Here is a 16624-nt window from a genome sequence, read left to right as displayed (position 1 = left end):
ACAGACGTGATGACCGAGGTCTTCATCGCCATTGGTTCCAACCTGTCTGATCCGCTGGGTCAGGCTCGTCGCGCCGTTGCCGCCCTGGCAAGGTTGCCGGAATCTGTGCTGGTGCAGGCCTCGTCGTTTTACAGCAGCCGCCCCATGGGGCCTGCTGACCAACCGGACTACGTCAATGCCGTGGTCCGGCTCAACACCCGGCTCGCACCCCTTGCGCTGCTGGATCAATTACAAAAAATCGAGCTGGAACAGGGACGTGTGCGCAAAGATGAGCGGTGGGGGCCGAGAACTCTGGATCTCGATCTGCTGCTCTATGGGGATCAGGTGATCAACCATGAGCGCCTGATCGTACCCCACTACGGCATGAAGGAGCGGGAGTTCGTGCTGCTGCCTCTTGCCGAAATTGCGCCTGCTCTGGTGCTGCCCTGCGGCACCCCGCTCGCCCGACTGGTTGCCCGCTGCCCGCACAATGATTTGGCCATCATTGCCCCGCGTGCAGACGTACAGGAGCCTCTATGAGCAAGATCACCACCGCCAGCCTGCTGAAGATGAAGCAGGAAGGTCAAAAGTTCACCGCCATCACCGCCTATGATGCCACCTTTGCCAAGCTGTTCGACGACGAGGGGGCCCACGTGCTGCTTATCGGCGATTCGCTGGGCATGGTGCTGCAAGGGGGTCAGGATACCCTGGCGGTCAACATGGATGAGATGGTCTATCACACCCGCTGTGTGGCGCGCGGTGCCAGCAAGGCACTGGTGGTCGCCGACATGCCGTTCATGAGCTACGCCACCCCCGAGCAGACTTACCAGAACGCTGCCCGCCTGATGGCGGCCGGTGCCCGCATGGTCAAGATGGAAGGGGGCGACTGGCTCTGTGACTCTATCCGTCACCTTACCCGCAACGGGGTGCCTGTGTGTGGTCACCTCGGTCTCACCCCGCAATCCGTTCATGTCTTTGGCGGCTTCAAGGTGCAGGGGCGTGACGAGTTTCAGGCGCAGGAGATCTACCGCCAGGCCCTCGAACTGCAAGCGGCCGGTATCCAGCTGCTGGTGCTCGAGTGTGTGCCCACTGCGCTGGCCGAGCGCATCACCAAGGCGCTTCGCATCCCGGTGATTGGCATTGGTGCCGGCCCCGCGACCGATGGTCAAATTTTGGTGATGCACGATGCCTTTGGCGTCACCTCTGGCTATGTGCCCAAGTTCACCAAGAACTTCCTGGCCGAGACCGGCGATGTCCGTGCCGCCATCCGCCTCTATGTCCAGCAGGTGAGCGAGGGGAGTTTCCCCGGCCCGGAGCACAGCTTCAACTGACCCTGGCAGTTGCATGATGGGGGCTGCGGCCCCCGTCTCTGCTTCTCAGCCTCGCACAGTTAACCCGTATAGCTAATCCGTATCTTATTGATTCATCTAAGGTGAACTGCTGATAGCCATTTTCGTGCTTCATCCCGCCCGAGTGCTACCGGTAGATGCAACCCGTCTCTCTTTTTGATTTATCGGAAGGTGAACTGCTGATGTTGGTCGTAAATAATCCCGTCGTTCTGCGTGAGCAGATCAGCCAATGGCGCCGTGAAGGGCGTGCCATCGCATTCGTGCCCACCATGGGCAACCTGCATCAGGGCCACCTGACGCTGGTGAAAGAGGCGCACAGCCATGCCGAGAAGGTGGTGGTCAGCATCTTCGTCAACCCGATGCAGTTCGACAAGGCCGAGGATCTTGCCAACTACCCGCGCACTCTGGAGCAGGATTGCGCTGCGCTGGAAGCGGCCGGGGTCGATATGGTGTTCACCCCGACCCCGGAGATCATGTATCCGCAGGGGCTGGCGAGCCAGACCTTCGTCGAGGTGCCGGGTCTCTCCAATCTGCTGGAGGGGGCGCTGCGCCCGGGTCACTTCCGCGGGGTCAGTACAGTCGTTACCAAGCTGTTCAATCTGGTGCAGCCTGATGTGGCCTGCTTTGGCCAGAAGGATTACCAGCAGCTGGCGCTTATTCGCAAGATGGTGGCCGACATGGCGATGCCCATCGAGATCGTTGGCGTGCCCACCGTGCGGGCCGAAGACGGGCTGGCGCTCTCTTCCCGCAACGGCTACCTGACTGCCGCCGAGCGGGCCATTGCCCCCGAGCTGGCGCGCACCATGAACTGGATCGCCGAGCAGATTGAAGAGGGTGACCACCACCTGCCCTCCTTGGTGGCGCAGGCCAGCCAGCGTCTCGACAATGCCGGTTTTCGTACCGATGCCATCAACATCGTCGATGCCGCCACCCTCGAATCTGCCACTGACGAGAGCGCGCAGCTGGTGATCCTGATGGCCGCTTATCTTGGCAAGGCCCGCCTTATCGACAATCAAGTGGTCACGCTGCAGCAAGCCTGAGCCCGCCACAACCAGGAGGACCCCATGTCCAAGAAGGTTTACTGCATTGCCCAATTCCTGCCCAAACCCGGTCAGGAGCAAGCCCTGTTTCAGGTGCTGCAGGCGCTCGAGCCCAACACCCTGCGTGAGGATGGTTGCCTGCAATATCGGGTGACCCGCCACATCGCGAGCCCGTTTGCCGAGGGGGAAAGTTTTCCCATCGTGTTCAACGAGATTTGGCAAGATATGGCGGCTTTCGAAGCCCACTGCCAGCGCGCGGAGATCAAGGCTTTCTTCGAGCGTTACTGCCTGGCGGAAGATGGTTTGGCTGCCAAGTGGAATGTCTGCGTCTATAGCGACGAACCCGAACAGTACGACGCCCCAGTAAAGAAGTAATACCCCCGATTGCCAGCGGACGCCCTCTTGGGCGTCCGCTGCTTTTTGACGCCTGCACTCTCCTGCATTCCGGCGTTTTGTTCTGCGGCCCAGCCCGCATCTCCCTTCGTTTCTATCCACTTTTGGCCTGATGGCCGCTACAGGTATTCATGATGTTTGTCCTGATTGCATCGCTTGTTTTCTGTCTGCTCTGTTTTGCCCTGACCCGGCTGCCCGCCACGGTGCCGCTGTCGCGCAAGGTGCTCGCCGGTCTGCTGCTGGGGGGGCTGTTTGGTCTCGGTCTGCAGCTGGGCTGGGGCGCCGATGATGCCGGCGTTCAGCAGACCCTAGAGTGGGTCAATATCATCGGCGGCGGCTATGTCAGCCTGCTCAAGGTGGTGATGATGCCGCTGGTGTTCACCTCCATCCTCTCCGCCATCAACAAGCTGGAGCAGGCCCAGTCTCTCGGCAAGATCAGCGCCGTGCTGATCGGCTCCATGCTGACCCTGGTGATGATCGCCGGTGTGGTGGGGATGACCATCACCCACCTGAGCGGTCTCACGGCAGCCGGGTTGCTGAGTCACGGCAGCGATACGGCAGCCCTGCAACAGAGCATGAGCACCATCGACAGTGCCCAGACCCTGCCTGCCTTGCTGCTCTCGCTGGTGCCCACCAACTTTGCCGCCGATATGGCGGGTAGCCGCGGCCTCTCGGTGATCGGCGTGGTGATCTTTACCGTGCTGGCGGGGGTTGCCCTGCTGCAGTTGAAGGCGGAGCATCCGCAGGCGGGTGCTCGCGCCGCCGTGGCCATCGACACCCTGCAACTGTGGGTGATGAAGATGGTGCGGGTGGTGATTGCGCTCACCCCCTATGGGGTGATGGCGCTGATCGCCCGGGTGGTGGCCCACTATCCGCTTAGCGAGATCCTCAGCTTGCTCGGCTTTATCCTGGTCTGCTACGTCGCCATTCTGGCGATGTTTGCGGTGCACATGGTGATCCTGCTGCTGATCGGTCAGAACCCGCTGCACTATCTGCGGGAAGTGTGGGGCGTGCTCACCTTCGCCTTTATCTCCCGCAGCAGCGCCGCCTCCATCCCGCTCAGCATCGAGACCCAGCAGCGTCTTGGGGTGCCCTCCAGCATCGCCAACTTTGCCGCCTCGTTCGGTGCCAACCTCGGCCAGAACGGCTGCGCCGGCATCTATCCGGCCATGATGGTGGCGATGATTGCTCCCATGCTCGGTATCAACCCGTTTGATCCCCTGTTCCTGCTGACTCTGCTGCCGGTGATTGCGCTGGGCTCCATCGGGGTGGCTGGCGTCGGCGGTGGCGGCACCTTCGCTGCGCTTATCGTGCTCTCCACCCTCAATTTCCCCATCGCGCTGGTGGGGGTGATGATCGCCATCGAGCCGCTGGTGGATATGGGCCGAACCGCCCTCAACGTCAACGGCTCCATCATGGCGGCCATGATCACCAAGCGGTTGCTGGGCAAGCAACAGCTGGCCCAAGCAGAGCCGCCGCAGACGCAGGCCGCCAGTTAACTCCGAGTGTTGCCCAATATGAAAGAAGCCCGCAGTTGCGGGCTTCTTTCATATCGGCTGTGTTGCCTTGTGGGCAGACGCGGTTATTCGGCAGAGACGGGGTAACCGGCTCCTTTCCAGGCGAAGATGCCGCCCGGTACCCGATAGACTTGCTGATAGCCCTGAGTCACCGCCCAGGCGGCTGCGTTGTGGCTGCGGCCGCACTTGACGAAGCCGCAGTAGATCACCACCGGGCGGGACTTGTCTTCACCCAGCAGCGCCTGGAACTGCTCCGCCGTGCCGCTCCCCTCGACGATTTCGCTCCAGTTGTCGCCGGACTTGGCCTCCTTCACGAAGACAAAGTTCTTGGCGCCCGGGATGTGCTCTTTCTTGTAGGAGTCCTCATAGGGCATGGTGTCGATGATCACCAGCTCCTCGCCCTTGTCCATCCGGGTCTTCAGCTCGGCCACGGTCAGCAGCTGATAGCCCCCCTGCTGCGTCTCTTGCGCCAGCTGCACCGCCGACTGCTCCAGCTTCACCTCCTGCTCGAACTGGTTGTCGCCACAGCCACCGAGGGCAAAGCTGGCGGCGATCAGCGAGGCCAGCAGGGTGCGGGATCGCAATGTCATCATGTCACTACTCCTTTAGAACGGGAAAAACGGGGCGGGAAGTTCGCAGCAGGGCGCCCGCAAGCGTCAGTAGCAGCAGATCCCGCACAATGGCCTCCGGCAACGAGCTGAGGTCAGCCCTGCCTAGACAGCCGCAAGAGATGTCGAGCCCGATGGCAACGCCATAGCCCAACACCGGAATAAACAGGGCGAGCAGCCCGATCACCAGCCACAATCCCCAGCGCCGGTTGGCGATGACTGCAAGCCCTGCGCAGAGCTCAAGGGCGATCAGCCCCCAGGCGGCGAACGGGATCAGCGGCGGCCAGATCAGGCCAAAGGCGCCGATCTGCTCGATGAACAGGGCGGGGGATACCAGCTTGAACCCGGCGGAGGCGAGGAAGAATCCCCCCAACGCCAGATTGGCCAGCATGCGCAACAACGCAGGCATGTTCTACCTCTTTATAGAGAGTGGTAAATTCTAACAATTCCCGATTGAGCCGCAATGACTAAACCCATGCCGGACAAGATAAATCTCGATTTTGCGGGGCAGTGACCAGAATGGGGGCGCTAGACCCTGATGGTGGCGGTTGTAGAGGCGGGATGCTGTGGCTGTGTCGATTGCTCCCGGTCGTGCTGGTGGGTCAGCAGTTCGGCAGCCAGCTCGATGGCCCGCTCGAGCAGTAGCAGCAAGCTGTCGACCGTCAGATGATCGAGCCACTCGTGGGCCCAGATCAGGGTCTCTCCCTGCTCGGTCTGATCCAGCAGAAACACCGGCTCGTCGCCAAGGTGGTTGAGCAGGGGCGTGTTGGGCATGGCGTGGCCCGGTAGCAGCAGATAGATCACCAGATGGCCCTCATCCTCTGCCAGCGTCAGCACCAGTTCGTCGTTGATGGCGAGGGTGGTGGCTGTCTGTCCGGCCACCGGAAGCGGAAGTCCAAGTTGTGTGTACAGGGCGGTGATGAGAGCGTGATACATGGCCAAACCTCGGGCAGGGAGAGAGTGACACCCTATGCGGCTGATCGGTGGTTGCTTATCACTTGTCGTCATTTTTTTAGCGTTTTTGGTCGGCGGGGCGAATGATTGTGCCGAAATTGTGAGCTGACAGACATCTTTTACGGGTCAGTCCGAATCCTAAAAAAGCGGGACCATCGCTGACAGGGTGACAAGGGGGGTCGGCGTACGCTGAGGATCTTCTCTCTCATCAACGCAGGTTTCTTGCCATGAAAATTGCCTCCCCGGATATCGATGTAAGCCGTCATCAGCAGACAAGCTCTGATGCTACACCTCCTGCTACTGCTCGCCTTGGCAACGCCAGACTACGGCTGCTGGATGCCGGTAGCCGGGAGTTCGAGAGGGGGATCCGCCGCGGTATTGGCCATCGGCAGAGCCCGGAACTCAAGGCGGTCAAGCAGGTGGTACGGCACTATCAGGTCCAGCCAACACCTTCACTGGCCGGGCTGGCGAAGATCGAACAGGCGCTGCAGTTCTGGATCGACTCGGGCAAGAATCGCTCCCGTCAGCAGGATCCCGTGTTGCAAAAACTGGTCGATGACATCGCTGTCCGCCGTCAGGCGTTGGCACAGGGTGGCAAGCCTCCCTCATTTCAGCTGGCGTGGGTCTGCAACGAACAGGGGAGGGTCAATCAGCCTATCGAGAGTAACCAGCAGATCCGCCAGTGGTGCAGCGAGTTGGCTCGCCTGCAACAGGAGGGGGCCAACGACTTGTTCAAGCGGGAGCTGCAAGGGGGGCTAGACCTGATGTTCGGGGTGAGTGAGGGGATGATGGCGAGACGGTTGGAGCGGGCGCCGACCCGTGAAGAGGTCGCAACAAGCCACGAGTGGCAGCTGTTTTGCGGGACCTTGCGTCAGGCTCTGCCCGCACTGGGTGAGCTCAAGCCGCAAGCCACTGCCGAGGAGAATGGTCGCGATATCCTGTTGACCCACAGCCAGTTGCTGGAGCTGGGCCACCTTAAGGAGGTTCTGGATCTCAGCATTCAGCAGCAGGTGAGCAAGCAGGGGGAGATTGGTTTGCTCAGGACCGAGCTGCTGACCGCGCTTGTGGATGGACTGGATGAGCCCTGGCTTGAGCGCGAGGCGCAGGAGAAGGCGCTCTGGCAGGGAGAGGCCGTATCAGGAAAGCACTATCAGAGTGGTGTGCGGGCCGAGCTCAAGAGTCCTCTCTCTGCGGCCAGCAAGGAGCTGAAACCGGGTGAGCCTGTGAGCCAGAAGGCCTTTGGCGGGCTCGGGCTGGTCAGTGCCAGTGCGCTGGTGGAGGCTTTCGCCAAGATCGAGATTGGCAAGTGGGAGGGGCGTCGCGACACACCGGTAGGAGAGTTTGCCGGCAAGGTGGCTCTGACCCAGGAGAACAAGGCGAGTGCCAAGGCCGAGCTGGTGATTGGCAAGGCGGAGGGCTCATTGGTGTTCAATCCGGTGAACAAGATCGTCAATGATACCGACGGCTCGCGTTACACCCCGGGGCCCCATGACCTTAGTCTGCTTCGCATCGGGGCCAGTGCCGAGCTGGTGAGCAGGCTGGGGCTGTCGGTTGAGGGGAGCTGGACTATCGGCAACCTGCTTAACGCCAAGCTGGCAGGCTCTGCCGAGGTGGTCGCCAATGCCAAGCTGGAGGCCGGTTCTGCGGCTATCATGACGCCCAATGGGCCAGTGGTCAGCGTAACGGCCAACGCCTCGGCCTTTGCTGGTATGAAAGCAGAGGGGAGTGCCCAGCTCAATCTGCTCAAGAGTCAGTATGCGGATGCCTATAGCCTTTCGGCCAAGGTACGCGCCTCCGCCAATCTGGGGGTAGGTGCATCGGCCGGTGCCACTGCGGCTTTCGGGCCACAGGGAGCCAAGTTTCATACTACCCTTGGCGTGACACTGGGGGTGGGGTCCGATGTCGGTTGGGAGGGCGGAGTCAACGCCATGGCAACCAAGGCGTATGCACTGGAGCTGGCTGCTCGTGCGGTAAGCAACTTTGATCAGCGCAAAGGGGAGCAGCTAGATGGACTGGCGATGGCGGCAGGGAATGAAAACCGTCTCTTCGAACTGGCCCAGCGGGTCGATAACCGGATTGTCACTCTCGCCACCCAGTTGGAGGAACTGCAGCTGGCGGCCAGCGAGAACCGGATCCGGATGCAGGAGAGCCTGATCGATCCCGATCTCGCGGCTGGTCGCACCGCCATGGCGCAGGCTATCGACGATGCTTTCGGTCAGGAGCGGGTCGATGAGCAGGGGGGCGTCACGGTTCCCGAGCGTAACGAGAAGCTTGATCTCACCGCCCGGCTGCTAAAGGATCACGCCATCCGGGTCTAGGTCATCCCGAGGCCGGCAGGACAATGAAAACGGGCACCGCGAGGTGCCCGTTTTGGTCATCAGTGGCGCAGTCCGGTACCCCGGGAGATAAGCCACCAGGCCAGACCGTAGAGGGCCACGATAAAGCCGATGATGATGAGGTAGGCGGTGCCGAGTGGCACGTCGGAGATGCCGAGGAAGCCGTAACGGAACGCGTTCACCATGTAGATGATGGGGTTCACCTGGGAGACACCCTGCCAGAAGGGGGGCAGCAGGCTGATGGAGTAGAACACCCCACCCAGATAGGTGAGCGGTGTCAGCACGAAGGTGGGGATGATGCTGATGTCGTCGAAGGTCTTGGCAAACACCGCGTTGATAAGGCCACCCAGCGAGAAGAGGATGGCGGTCAGCAGCACGGTGAAGCAGACGCTGAACAGATGATGGATCTGCAGCGGCACGAAGAACAGCGACACCAGGGTGACGATAAGGCCGACACAGAGGCCGCGTGCCACGCCTCCGCCCACGTAACCGGCGATGATGACGTAGTTTGGCACCGGCGCGACCAGCATCTCCTCGATATTGCGCTGGAACTTGGCGCTGAAGAAGGAGGAGGCGACGTTGGAGTAGGAGTTGGTGATCACCGACATCATGATGAGGCCGGGCACGATGAACTCCATGTAGGTGAAGCCACCCATGTCACCGATGCGCGAACCGATCAGGTTGCCGAAGATGACGAAGTAGAGGCTCATGGTGATGGCCGGTGGCACCAGGGTCTGGATCCAGATCCGGGTAAAGCGGCTCACCTCCTTGGCCAGAATGCTCTTGAAGGCGATGTAATAGATGGCCAGATTCATGCTTTTCTCCCCTCTTCGACCAGATTGACGAACAGCTCTTCCAGTCGGTTGGCCTTGTTGCGCATGCTCACGACCTGCACCTGCTGGTTCGACAGCTGCTCGAACAGGCTGTTGAGTGACTGGCTCTTGTCGAGATCCACTTCAAGGGTGCGCTCATCTGGCATGCGGCCGTTGAACTCTGGCACTTCAGGTACGGCAGAACCTGGCGCAAGGTCGAGCAGGAAGGTCTCGCGACCCAGCTTGCCCAGCAGATTCTTCATGCTGGTGTTCTCGATCAGACGACCCTTATCGATGATGCCGATGTTGCGGCAGAGCATCTCCGCCTCTTCCAGATAGTGGGTAGTGAGGATGATGGTGACGCCCTGCTCGTTGAGATCCTTGAGGAAGGTCCACATGGAGCGGCGGATCTCGATATCGACCCCGGCGGTCGGTTCATCGAGGATCAGCAGCTTGGGCTCGTGCATCAGGGCGCGGGCGATCATCAGCCGGCGCTTCATGCCGCCGGAGAGGGTGCGGGCTGGCATGTCGCGCTTCTCCCACAGATCGAGCTGGCGCAGGTACTTCTCGGCGCGGATCTTGGCTTCTGCCTTGGGCACGCCGTAGAAGCCGGCTTGATGGGTGACAATCTGGATCACCTTCTCGAACTGGCTGAAGTTGAACTCCTGCGGTACCAGTCCGAGCTGGGCCTTGGCCTGTTCAAGGTCGCTGTCGATGTCGTAGCCAAACACCTTCACCTTGCCGGCGCTCTTATTCACCAGCGAGCTGATGACGCCGATGGTGGTGGATTTGCCCGCGCCGTTCGGGCCTAGCAGGGCGAAGAAATCCCCCTGCCTGACGGTAAGATCGATGCCTTTAAGGGCTTCGACGCCCCCCTGATAGGTCTTTTTCAGGCCGCTGATTTCCAGTGCGTTCATTGCAACCTCTGTGATGGTTGAATCCGGCTCGATACAGAAAAGGCGGCCAAGGCCGCCTGCACAGAGTAAAGGGCGCAAGGCCGCTTCACCCGTGATATTCCTGAACCTGGCTTACTCCTGAGGTACCACTTTGCCGATAAACGGCAGGTTGCGGTACTTCTGGGCGTAGTCGATGCCACAGCCGACCACGAATTCGTCCGGAATGGCGAAGCCAATCCAGTCGACCGGCACCTGCACTTCGCGGCGGGAGGGTTTGTCCAGCAGGGTGCAGATGGCCAGGGATTTCGGCTCGCGCAGGGAGAGGATCTCGCGCACCTTGTTGAGGGTGTAACCGGTGTCGATGATGTCTTCCACGATCACCACATCCTTGCCCTTGATGTCATCGTCCAGGTCTTTGAGGATGCGGACGTCACGGGTGCTGTGCATGCCGGAGCCGTAGCTGGAGGCGGTCATGAAGTCCAGGGTGATGGGCAGCTTGCACTGGCGGCAGAGGTCGGCCAGGAAGATGCAGGAACCGCGCAGCAACGCAATCATCACGACTTCGTCAGAACCCTGATAGCGGGCGGTGATCTCTTCACCCAATTTGGCGATCCGGGCGGCTACTTCAGCCTCGGAGATCATCACCTCGACGGTGTGTTTCATCACTTACTCCCATAAGGCCAAAGGGGATTTGGCCGTTCATGAATATCAAAACCGATGATTCTACCACTCATGTTGAAGGGTGCTAGAGATACGTGGTGCTTTTATCGGCTTATTTTAATTGATAGAGTTAGCAGGCACTCAGGCATGATTAGTTAAAATACTATAAACACCATAATCAATAACTATTAGATGATAAAAACTATGGAACCACGCGCAGAAATAAGACGTCGTACCCGGCTGTCGCCGGAAGCTCGTCGCTCCCAATTGATGGAATGTGCCATCGAGGTGTTCTCCCGTCGCGGCATTGGCCGTGCAGGTCACGCCGAGATAGCCGAACAGGCCAAGGTCTCTGTGGCTACCGTCTTCAACTATTTCAACACCCGCGAGGAGTTGGTAGATGAGGTGCTGGCCGAGATCGAACGCTTTGTGAACCAGATGCTGTCGCAGGCATACGGTGACCAGGGCTCCATTTTCGACAAGATCCAGCGTCATGTACGCCTCTCTGTCGATGCCGCCTACGATCAACCGGATTATGCCGGTATCTGGCTGGAGTGGAGCTCATCGGTTCGGGAAGAGGTATGGCCCCGCTATACCCGGCTGCTCGATCACTGCCTTGAGCTGATCGCCAGCGAGCTGCAAACCGCCATGGATGCAGGGGAGATCACCAGCGTGCTGTCAGCACAGGATCTGGCCCGCTCTCTGACCGGTTTTGGCTATGTGATGATGCAGATGATCAATCAACCTCAGCGCCCGGCGCGCCAAGAGGTGACTGATTTCCTGTTCAAGTACGTGACGGCGCCAATTCAGGCTCGCTAACACGACTTAACGAAAAAACGGCGTCACTCATTGAGTGGCGCCGTTTTTTTATGGCCGAATGTGGCGGTCACCTCAGTGGTGGCCATAGCCCCAGCGGTGGGTCAGCTCATGCTCGACACCGAGATGATCGAGGATGCGGGCGACCATAAAGTCCACCAGATCCTCGATGCTTTTCGGCTCATGATAGAAACCGGGCGCGGCAGGCATGATGGTCACCCCGAGCCGTGCCAGTTTCAGCATGTTCTCCAGATGGATCGCCGAGAAGGGGGTTTCGCGGGGTACTAGGATCAGCTGGCCGCGCTCCTTGATCACCACATCCGCTGCCCGCTCTAGCAGGTTGTCCGAGGTACCGTTGGCAATGGCCGAGACTGTGCCCATAGAGCAGGGGCAGACCACCATCTGTTTGGGCGCGGCCGAGCCGGAGGCCACCGGCGAGAACCACTCCTCCTTGCCGCAGGCGACAATCTGCCCCTCCTTGGCGCCATATTGGCGACAAAGATAGGCAGAGAGCTCTTTCGGCGAGCCCGGCCAATCCTGTTGCTGCTCGGTCTTGAGTACCACACGAGCCGCCGATGAGGCGAGCAGGTAGACCCGATAGTCCGCCTGCACCAGACACTGGAGCAGGCGCAGGGCGTAGGGGGCGCCGGAGGCGCCAGTCAGCGCCAGGGTGATCGCGTTGTTCATAGTTCGCCGTGGTAATCCTTGAGGCGGGCGATCAGCTTGTCATGAATGCCACCGAAGCCGCCGTTGCTCATGATCAGAATATGGTCGCCATCGCGGCTCTCGGCCACCAGCCGGTTGATCAAGGTCTCCAGATCGTTGAATACCTTGGCCGGTCGGGTCATATGGGCCGTCACCTCGCCGAGATCCCAGCCGATGTTGGGGGGTTGGAAGAAGAACACCTCGTCGGCGCCATCGAAGCAGCCAGCCAGCTCCTCCTTGTGAACCCCCAGCTTCATGGTGTTGGAGCGTGGCTCCAGCACCGCCAGAATACGGGCTTCTCCCACCTTGGCGCGCAGGCCGCCGAGAGTGGTCTCGATGGCGGTGGGGTGGTGGGCAAAGTCGTCATAGACACTGATGCCAGCCACCTCGCCTTTGAGCTCCATCCGCCGTTTGGGGGATTTGAATTGGCAGAGCGCCGCAATACCGTGCTCCACCATGACACCAGCATGGCGGGCGGCCGCGATGGCCATCAGACCGTTGTTGACGTTGTGTTCGCCGATGCACTCCCAGTGCACCTCGCCCTGTTTTTCGCCATCCAGCCACACCTCGAAGGCGGAGCCGTCATCGGCCAGCTTGACCGCCTTCCACTTGGCGTCGTTCTGACCCACTAGCTCCACTTCGCTCCAGCAGCCCATCTTGCGTACGGCGGTGAGGTTGTCATCGGCTTGCGGGAACAGCACCCGGCCGTTGCTCGGCACGGTGCGCATCAGGTGGTGGAACTGGCGCTGGATGGCGGCGAGATCCGGGAAGATGTCCGCGTGGTCGAACTCCAGATTGTTCATCACCAGGGTGCGCGGATGGTAGTGGACGAACTTGGAGCGTTTGTCGAAGAAGGCGCAGTCATACTCGTCCGCTTCGATGACAAAGAAGGGGGCGGAGCCGAGACGAGCCGAGACCGGGAAGTTGCCCGGCACGCCGCCAATAAGGAAACCGGGCTCCAGCTTGGCGTACTCCAGCACCCAGGCCAGCATGCTGGCGGTGGTGGTCTTGCCATGGGTGCCGGCGACGGCAAGCACCCAGCGATCCTGCAGCACGTGCTCCAGCAGCCACTGGGGGCCGGAGATGTAGGGTAGATTGCGGTCCAGCACATATTCAACACAGGGGTTGCCGCGGCTCATGGCGTTGCCAATCACTACCAGATCCGGCGCCGGATCGAGTTGGGAGGGGTCATAGCCTTCGGTCAGTTCGATGCCCTGTTGCTCGAGCTGGGTACTCATGGGGGGATAGACGTTGGCATCCGAACCGGTCACCCGGTAACCAAGCTGTTTTGCCAACACCGCCAGACCACCCATAAAGGTGCCGCAGATCCCGAGAATGTGAATATGCATACCGCTTCCTTTCGCAGTAAAGGGAAGTGCGCATTCTAGGGGGTGTTGCGGTGGTGGCACAAGCCGCACTCATGGTGAGAGGCCCACAGATGCAGCACCGAAGGCAGAAATCTTGGCGCTGTTGGGGTGTGTGAGGCTTGAATGGATTTTTGGGTTTTATTTGAAGCTTGATATTATGTCGCACTTTCTTACAATTCTTCGGTTTTGTGACGCACTTTACAGTTTTACGATATTGCCCTTTTCCAAAGGAGAGTCCCCATGGGCAAGTTCCTGCTTTGCTATCTGGTCGGTGGTCTGGTGGCCATCAGTTGGGCTGCGCTGCCCGCTCATGGTCCCTGGGATCAGTGGGACCTCGCGATTTTTCACACCGTTAACGGCTGGCTCGGCCAGTCGGCTCTGTGGGCCGATCTGGTGGCTATCACCAATAACCGGCTGTTCGATCTGGCGGTGCTGGCCTGTATGGGGCTGATCCTGGCCCGCTGTTTCTTTGCCCGGGATCTGGCGGGTCGTCGCCAACTGGTAGCGATGGGCATAGTGATGCTGCTGAGTGCTCTGGTGATCAACCAGCTTGGTCACCGATTGCCGGTGGAGCGACCCAGTCCGACCCTGATGGTGGCCGATGCGCTGCGGGTGACCCAGATCAGCGCTATTCCGACCAAGGACTCTTCCGGTGATAGCTTCCCGGGGGATCACGCCCTGTTCCTGATGATCTTTGCCGGTTTTGCCCTGCGCTATCTGCCGCGCTGGGCGGGAGTCACCGCATTGCTGATAGTGCCGATCTTTTCCGCGCCGCGCATTCTGGCTGGCGCTCACTGGTTTACCGATGTCTATGTCGGCGCGTTGGGGCTGGCGACCCTCTGTCTGCCCTGGTTGCTGCTGACCCCGCTGGCGGATCGGCTGATAGAGCGCCTCGCCCCCCGATTGGCCCGTGTGCCGCTGTTGCGCAGTCAGACCCACTGATTGAACGTCGCAAAATAAAACGCCCCGACATGAAAATGTCGGGGCGTTTTGTTATCAACCCGCGAGAGATCAGCCTTGATAGCCGTTCGGGTTGTTGCTTTGCCAGCGCCAGGTATCGACCATCATCTGCTCCAGACCGCGCTCTGCCTGCCAGCCCAGCTCGGAACGGGCCAGCGTCGGCTCTGCCCAGCACTCGGCGATGTCGCCCGGGCGACGGGGTTTGATCTGGTAGGGAATGGGTCGGCCGCTGGCCGCTTCAAACGCCTTGACCATCTCCAGTACCGAGTAGCCTTGACCTGTACCCAGGTTGTAGGTGAAGACACCGGTGTCGCTCTTGATGCGTGCCAGCGCTTTGAGGTGACCGATGGCGAGATCCACCACATGGATGTAGTCGCGCACGCCGGTGCCATCCGGGGTCGGGTAGTCGTTGCCAAATACCCCCAGCTCCTTGAGCTTGCCGACACCCACCTGGCTGATATAGGGCAGCAGGTTGTTGGGGATACCGTTGGGATCTTCACCAATCAGGCCGCTCTCGTGGGCGCCGACCGGGTTGAAGTAACGCAGCAGTACGATAGCCCAGCGGGGATCGGATTTGGCGAGATCGCGCAGGATCTCCTCCACCATCAGCTTGGAGCGACCATAGGGGTTGGTGGCGCTGGTGGGGAAATCTTCCCGCAGCGGTACCGAGGCGGGATCGCCATAGACGGTGGCCGAGGAGCTGAATACCAGCCGGAACACGCCGGCCCTGGCCATCTCTTCGCACAGCACCAGAGTGCCGCTGATGTTGTTCTGGTAGTAGGTGAGCGGGATCTGGCTCGACTCCCCGACCGCCTTGAGGCCGGCGAAGTGGATGACCGATTCGATCTGGTGGTTGGCGAACAGCTGCTGCAGGCAGGCTCTGTCCAGCACATCCCCTTCGACGAAGGTGACCGGTTTACCGGTGATCTGCTCGACCCGCTTGAGTGACTCCGGTGAGGAGTTGGAGAGGTTGTCGAGTACCACGACCTGCTGCCCCGCGCCGAGCAGCTCAACCAGGGTGTGGGAGCCGATATAGCCAGCGCCCCCTGTGACCAGTATTGTCATTTTTTATCCCGTGTTCTGGTGAAACTGGGGCCGAGTCTAGCGCCCCTGTCTACTTGGGAAAAGGTTGGGATACCGATGACGCCTTCACCGCACCTCACAAAAGCCTGCACCACGCCTCAATAATCGAGACTGATATCCCCTTTCGCGGTGCAGGAGCAGGCTAGAGCAACGCCGCTCTCCAGATCCTGAGCACTTAAGGTCATCACGCTCTGGCGCTCGATGTCACCTGTGGTGGTGCAACGACAGCTGCCACATACCCCGGCGCGACAAGCCGCCATTATGGTTTCGCCCGCCGCTTCCAGCGCCGCCAGCAGGGTCTGACCCGGCAGGATTTTCACTTTCTTGCCGCTCTTTTTCAGGGTCAGCCAGAAGTGGTCGCTGGTGGTCTTGATGGGCTCTGCGGGAGGAAGACCGAAGGACTCCTGATGCAGCTGCTCCGGCGGCAATCCCAGCTTCGTCAGCATGGTTCTGACCGCCGCCATATAGGGGGCCGGACCGCAGAGATAGACATGGCGTTCGTGAAGGTCTGGGGCCAATTCGGCCAGCATGGCTGGGGTGAGTCGGCCAATCCAGGGGTGATCTGCTGGGGCCTCTTCCAGAATCAGGGCATGACGTACGCCTGAATGAGCCGCTGCCAGCGTATCCAAGTCCTCTGCGAAGATCACATCTGCTGGCGAGCGGGCGCTGTGAATAAAGCGGATATCGGCATCCGGCCGTTTGGCCAGCTCGTCCCGTAACATGGACCACATGGGGGTAATGCCGGAACCGGCACTGAGCAGCAGTGGCCGTTCGCAAGGCAAGGTGGTCAGGTTGAAATCGCCGAACGGACCATCGGCCCGGATCTTGTCTCCCACCTGCAAGGTCTGGTGAAGATGGCGAGAGACCCGTCCCACATCCTTGATGGTGACCTGCCAGCATGCATCCTGCGGGCTGGAGGAGAGGGTATAGGCGCGGCACTCCGGCTGGCCGTCTATCTCGGTGTGCAGGGTGATGCACTGGCCAGCCAGTACGGGAGGGAGGCTGCCGGAAAGGGGCGCCAGCTGCCAGCTCACGACGTCGTGGGTGTTCTGTTGGCGGCCAATGCAGGTGAGCGTGAGAGAGGTCATCACAAGGCTCCTTGGGTTTGATAAGGTTTGAAACGGTTTGAAAAACGTCTGGTGAAAAAGC

The 16624-nt window shown here is 60.4% G+C and carries 18 protein-coding genes; 8 read left to right on the top strand and 10 right to left on the bottom strand.

Annotation, left to right across the window (positions count from 1 at the left end; all coding sequences use genetic code 11):
- Window positions 1-9 precede the first annotated feature (9 nt).
- The 5 genes from folK to G5137_RS13565 all read left to right on the top strand — a co-directional run bounded on the left by folK (window position 10) and on the right by G5137_RS13565 (window position 4260).
- Window positions 10-519, top strand: coding sequence for a 2-amino-4-hydroxy-6-hydroxymethyldihydropteridine diphosphokinase (gene folK / locus G5137_RS13585; protein ID WP_216980231.1), 510 nt, complete (start codon window positions 10-12; stop codon window positions 517-519).
- Window positions 516-1310: a 3-methyl-2-oxobutanoate hydroxymethyltransferase gene (panB, locus tag G5137_RS13580; RefSeq protein ID WP_128815565.1), complete on the top strand. Its 795-nt coding sequence runs from the start codon at window positions 516-518 to the stop codon at window positions 1308-1310. Before folK ends, panB begins: the two co-directional genes overlap by 4 nt.
- 200 nt (window positions 1311-1510) lie before the next feature.
- Complete coding sequence (gene panC, locus G5137_RS13575; RefSeq protein WP_421255535.1) at window positions 1511-2368, top strand: pantoate--beta-alanine ligase; 858 nt, start codon at window positions 1511-1513, stop codon at window positions 2366-2368.
- Between the two features lie 24 nt (window positions 2369-2392).
- Window positions 2393-2743, top strand: a complete 351-nt coding sequence (locus G5137_RS13570; protein WP_005354654.1) for a putative quinol monooxygenase — start codon at window positions 2393-2395, stop codon at window positions 2741-2743.
- A 152-nt stretch (window positions 2744-2895) separates the two neighbouring features.
- Window positions 2896-4260 carry a cation:dicarboxylate symporter family transporter gene (locus G5137_RS13565; protein ID WP_421255534.1) on the top strand — a complete coding sequence of 455 codons (1365 nt, stop codon included), beginning with the start codon at window positions 2896-2898 and terminating at the stop codon, window positions 4258-4260.
- Between the two features lie 83 nt (window positions 4261-4343).
- Here G5137_RS13565 and G5137_RS13560 read toward each other — a convergent pair whose 3' ends face one another.
- From G5137_RS13560 to G5137_RS13550, 3 genes are all read right to left on the bottom strand, one after another.
- Window positions 4344-4871, bottom strand: coding sequence for a rhodanese-like domain-containing protein (locus G5137_RS13560; RefSeq protein ID WP_042063117.1), 528 nt, complete (start codon window positions 4869-4871; stop codon window positions 4344-4346).
- Window positions 4872-4875: 4 nt separating this feature from the next.
- Entirely contained in the window at window positions 4876-5295 is a 420-nt protein-coding gene (locus tag G5137_RS13555) for a MauE/DoxX family redox-associated membrane protein (RefSeq protein ID WP_160881351.1), read from the bottom strand.
- 119 nt (window positions 5296-5414) lie between these two features.
- The gene (locus G5137_RS13550; RefSeq protein ID WP_421206913.1) at window positions 5415-5822 is read right to left on the bottom strand and encodes a hypothetical protein; all 408 of its coding nucleotides are present in this window, start codon (window positions 5820-5822) and stop codon (window positions 5415-5417) included.
- 245 nt (window positions 5823-6067) lie between these two features.
- Here G5137_RS13550 and G5137_RS13545 point away from each other — a divergent pair, with 245 nt between their 5' ends.
- Entirely contained in the window at window positions 6068-8158 is a 2091-nt protein-coding gene (locus G5137_RS13545; RefSeq protein ID WP_421255533.1) for a hypothetical protein, read from the top strand.
- A gap of 59 nt (window positions 8159-8217) precedes the next feature.
- On the opposite strand, the gene G5137_RS13540 is transcribed toward G5137_RS13545, so the two are convergent.
- From G5137_RS13540 to hpt, 3 genes are all read right to left on the bottom strand, one after another.
- Window positions 8218-8991: an ABC transporter permease gene (locus G5137_RS13540; protein ID WP_236294737.1), complete on the bottom strand. Its 774-nt coding sequence runs from the start codon at window positions 8989-8991 to the stop codon at window positions 8218-8220.
- Entirely contained in the window at window positions 8988-9905 is a 918-nt protein-coding gene (locus tag G5137_RS13535; protein ID WP_005354634.1) for an ABC transporter ATP-binding protein, read from the bottom strand. The genes G5137_RS13540 and G5137_RS13535 overlap by 4 nt, the downstream gene beginning before the upstream one ends.
- A gap of 111 nt (window positions 9906-10016) precedes the next feature.
- Window positions 10017-10547 (bottom strand): hypoxanthine phosphoribosyltransferase, encoded by a 531-nt coding sequence (gene hpt / locus G5137_RS13530; protein ID WP_005362861.1) that lies wholly within the window; start codon window positions 10545-10547, stop codon window positions 10017-10019.
- A 201-nt stretch (window positions 10548-10748) separates the two neighbouring features.
- On the opposite strand from hpt, the gene G5137_RS13525 reads away from it, so the two are divergent.
- Complete coding sequence (locus G5137_RS13525; protein ID WP_042079938.1) at window positions 10749-11363, top strand: TetR/AcrR family transcriptional regulator; 615 nt, start codon at window positions 10749-10751, stop codon at window positions 11361-11363.
- 72 nt (window positions 11364-11435) lie between these two features.
- On the opposite strand, the gene G5137_RS13520 is transcribed toward G5137_RS13525, so the two are convergent.
- Both G5137_RS13520 and mpl read right to left on the bottom strand, forming a co-directional pair.
- Window positions 11436-12047: a flavin prenyltransferase UbiX gene (locus tag G5137_RS13520; RefSeq protein WP_128815641.1), complete on the bottom strand. Its 612-nt coding sequence runs from the start codon at window positions 12045-12047 to the stop codon at window positions 11436-11438.
- Complete coding sequence (mpl, locus tag G5137_RS13515) at window positions 12044-13414, bottom strand: UDP-N-acetylmuramate:L-alanyl-gamma-D-glutamyl-meso-diaminopimelate ligase (RefSeq protein ID WP_118854605.1); 1371 nt, start codon at window positions 13412-13414, stop codon at window positions 12044-12046. The genes G5137_RS13520 and mpl overlap by 4 nt, the downstream gene beginning before the upstream one ends.
- Before the next feature lie 258 nt (window positions 13415-13672).
- On the opposite strand from mpl, the gene G5137_RS13510 reads away from it, so the two are divergent.
- A complete protein-coding gene (locus G5137_RS13510; protein WP_421255532.1) occupies window positions 13673-14374 on the top strand; it encodes a phosphatase PAP2 family protein in 702 nt (233 codons plus the stop codon).
- Window positions 14375-14443: 69 nt separating this feature from the next.
- Here the strand turns inward: G5137_RS13510 and galE are convergent, their stop codons facing one another.
- Both galE and G5137_RS13500 read right to left on the bottom strand, forming a co-directional pair.
- Complete coding sequence (galE, locus tag G5137_RS13505) at window positions 14444-15457, bottom strand: UDP-glucose 4-epimerase GalE (protein ID WP_421206921.1); 1014 nt, start codon at window positions 15455-15457, stop codon at window positions 14444-14446.
- A 116-nt stretch (window positions 15458-15573) separates the two neighbouring features.
- A complete protein-coding gene (locus G5137_RS13500) occupies window positions 15574-16563 on the bottom strand; it encodes an FAD-binding oxidoreductase (protein ID WP_421255531.1) in 990 nt (329 codons plus the stop codon).
- Between the last annotated feature and the right edge of the window lie 61 nt (window positions 16564-16624).

The sequence above is a fragment of the Aeromonas sp. 600282 genome (assembly GCF_049175755.1).
Classification (GTDB): domain Bacteria; phylum Pseudomonadota; class Gammaproteobacteria; order Enterobacterales; family Aeromonadaceae; genus Aeromonas; species Aeromonas veronii_A.
The sequence above is the reverse complement of the archived record's forward strand: the minus strand, read 5'-3'. Positions and strand labels throughout refer to the sequence as shown.

Coding starts and splice junctions, on each gene's coding strand:
- G5137_RS13520 (WP_128815641.1), bottom strand. CDS start 12,047: ATGAACAACGCGATCACCCTGGCGCTGACTGGCGCCTCCGGCGCCCCC.
- G5137_RS13540 (WP_236294737.1), bottom strand. CDS start 8,991: ATGAATCTGGCCATCTATTACATCGCCTTCAAGAGCATTCTGGCCAAG.
- G5137_RS13545 (WP_421255533.1), top strand. CDS start 6,068: ATGAAAATTGCCTCCCCGGATATCGATGTAAGCCGTCATCAGCAGACA.
- G5137_RS13565 (WP_421255534.1), top strand. CDS start 2,896: ATGTTTGTCCTGATTGCATCGCTTGTTTTCTGTCTGCTCTGTTTTGCC.
- G5137_RS13570 (WP_005354654.1), top strand. CDS start 2,393: ATGTCCAAGAAGGTTTACTGCATTGCCCAATTCCTGCCCAAACCCGGT.
- G5137_RS13510 (WP_421255532.1), top strand. CDS start 13,673: ATGGGCAAGTTCCTGCTTTGCTATCTGGTCGGTGGTCTGGTGGCCATC.
- G5137_RS13535 (WP_005354634.1), bottom strand. CDS start 9,905: ATGAACGCACTGGAAATCAGCGGCCTGAAAAAGACCTATCAGGGGGGC.
- G5137_RS13550 (WP_421206913.1), bottom strand. CDS start 5,822: ATGTATCACGCTCTCATCACCGCCCTGTACACACAACTTGGACTTCCG.
- hpt (WP_005362861.1), bottom strand. CDS start 10,547: ATGAAACACACCGTCGAGGTGATGATCTCCGAGGCTGAAGTAGCCGCC.
- mpl (WP_118854605.1), bottom strand. CDS start 13,414: ATGCATATTCACATTCTCGGGATCTGCGGCACCTTTATGGGTGGTCTG.
- panB (WP_128815565.1), top strand. CDS start 516: ATGAGCAAGATCACCACCGCCAGCCTGCTGAAGATGAAGCAGGAAGGT.
- G5137_RS13555 (WP_160881351.1), bottom strand. CDS start 5,295: ATGCCTGCGTTGTTGCGCATGCTGGCCAATCTGGCGTTGGGGGGATTC.
- G5137_RS13500 (WP_421255531.1), bottom strand. CDS start 16,563: ATGACCTCTCTCACGCTCACCTGCATTGGCCGCCAACAGAACACCCAC.
- G5137_RS13525 (WP_042079938.1), top strand. CDS start 10,749: ATGGAACCACGCGCAGAAATAAGACGTCGTACCCGGCTGTCGCCGGAA.
- galE (WP_421206921.1), bottom strand. CDS start 15,457: ATGACAATACTGGTCACAGGGGGCGCTGGCTATATCGGCTCCCACACC.
- folK (WP_216980231.1), top strand. CDS start 10: ATGACCGAGGTCTTCATCGCCATTGGTTCCAACCTGTCTGATCCGCTG.
- G5137_RS13560 (WP_042063117.1), bottom strand. CDS start 4,871: ATGATGACATTGCGATCCCGCACCCTGCTGGCCTCGCTGATCGCCGCC.
- panC (WP_421255535.1), top strand. CDS start 1,511: ATGTTGGTCGTAAATAATCCCGTCGTTCTGCGTGAGCAGATCAGCCAA.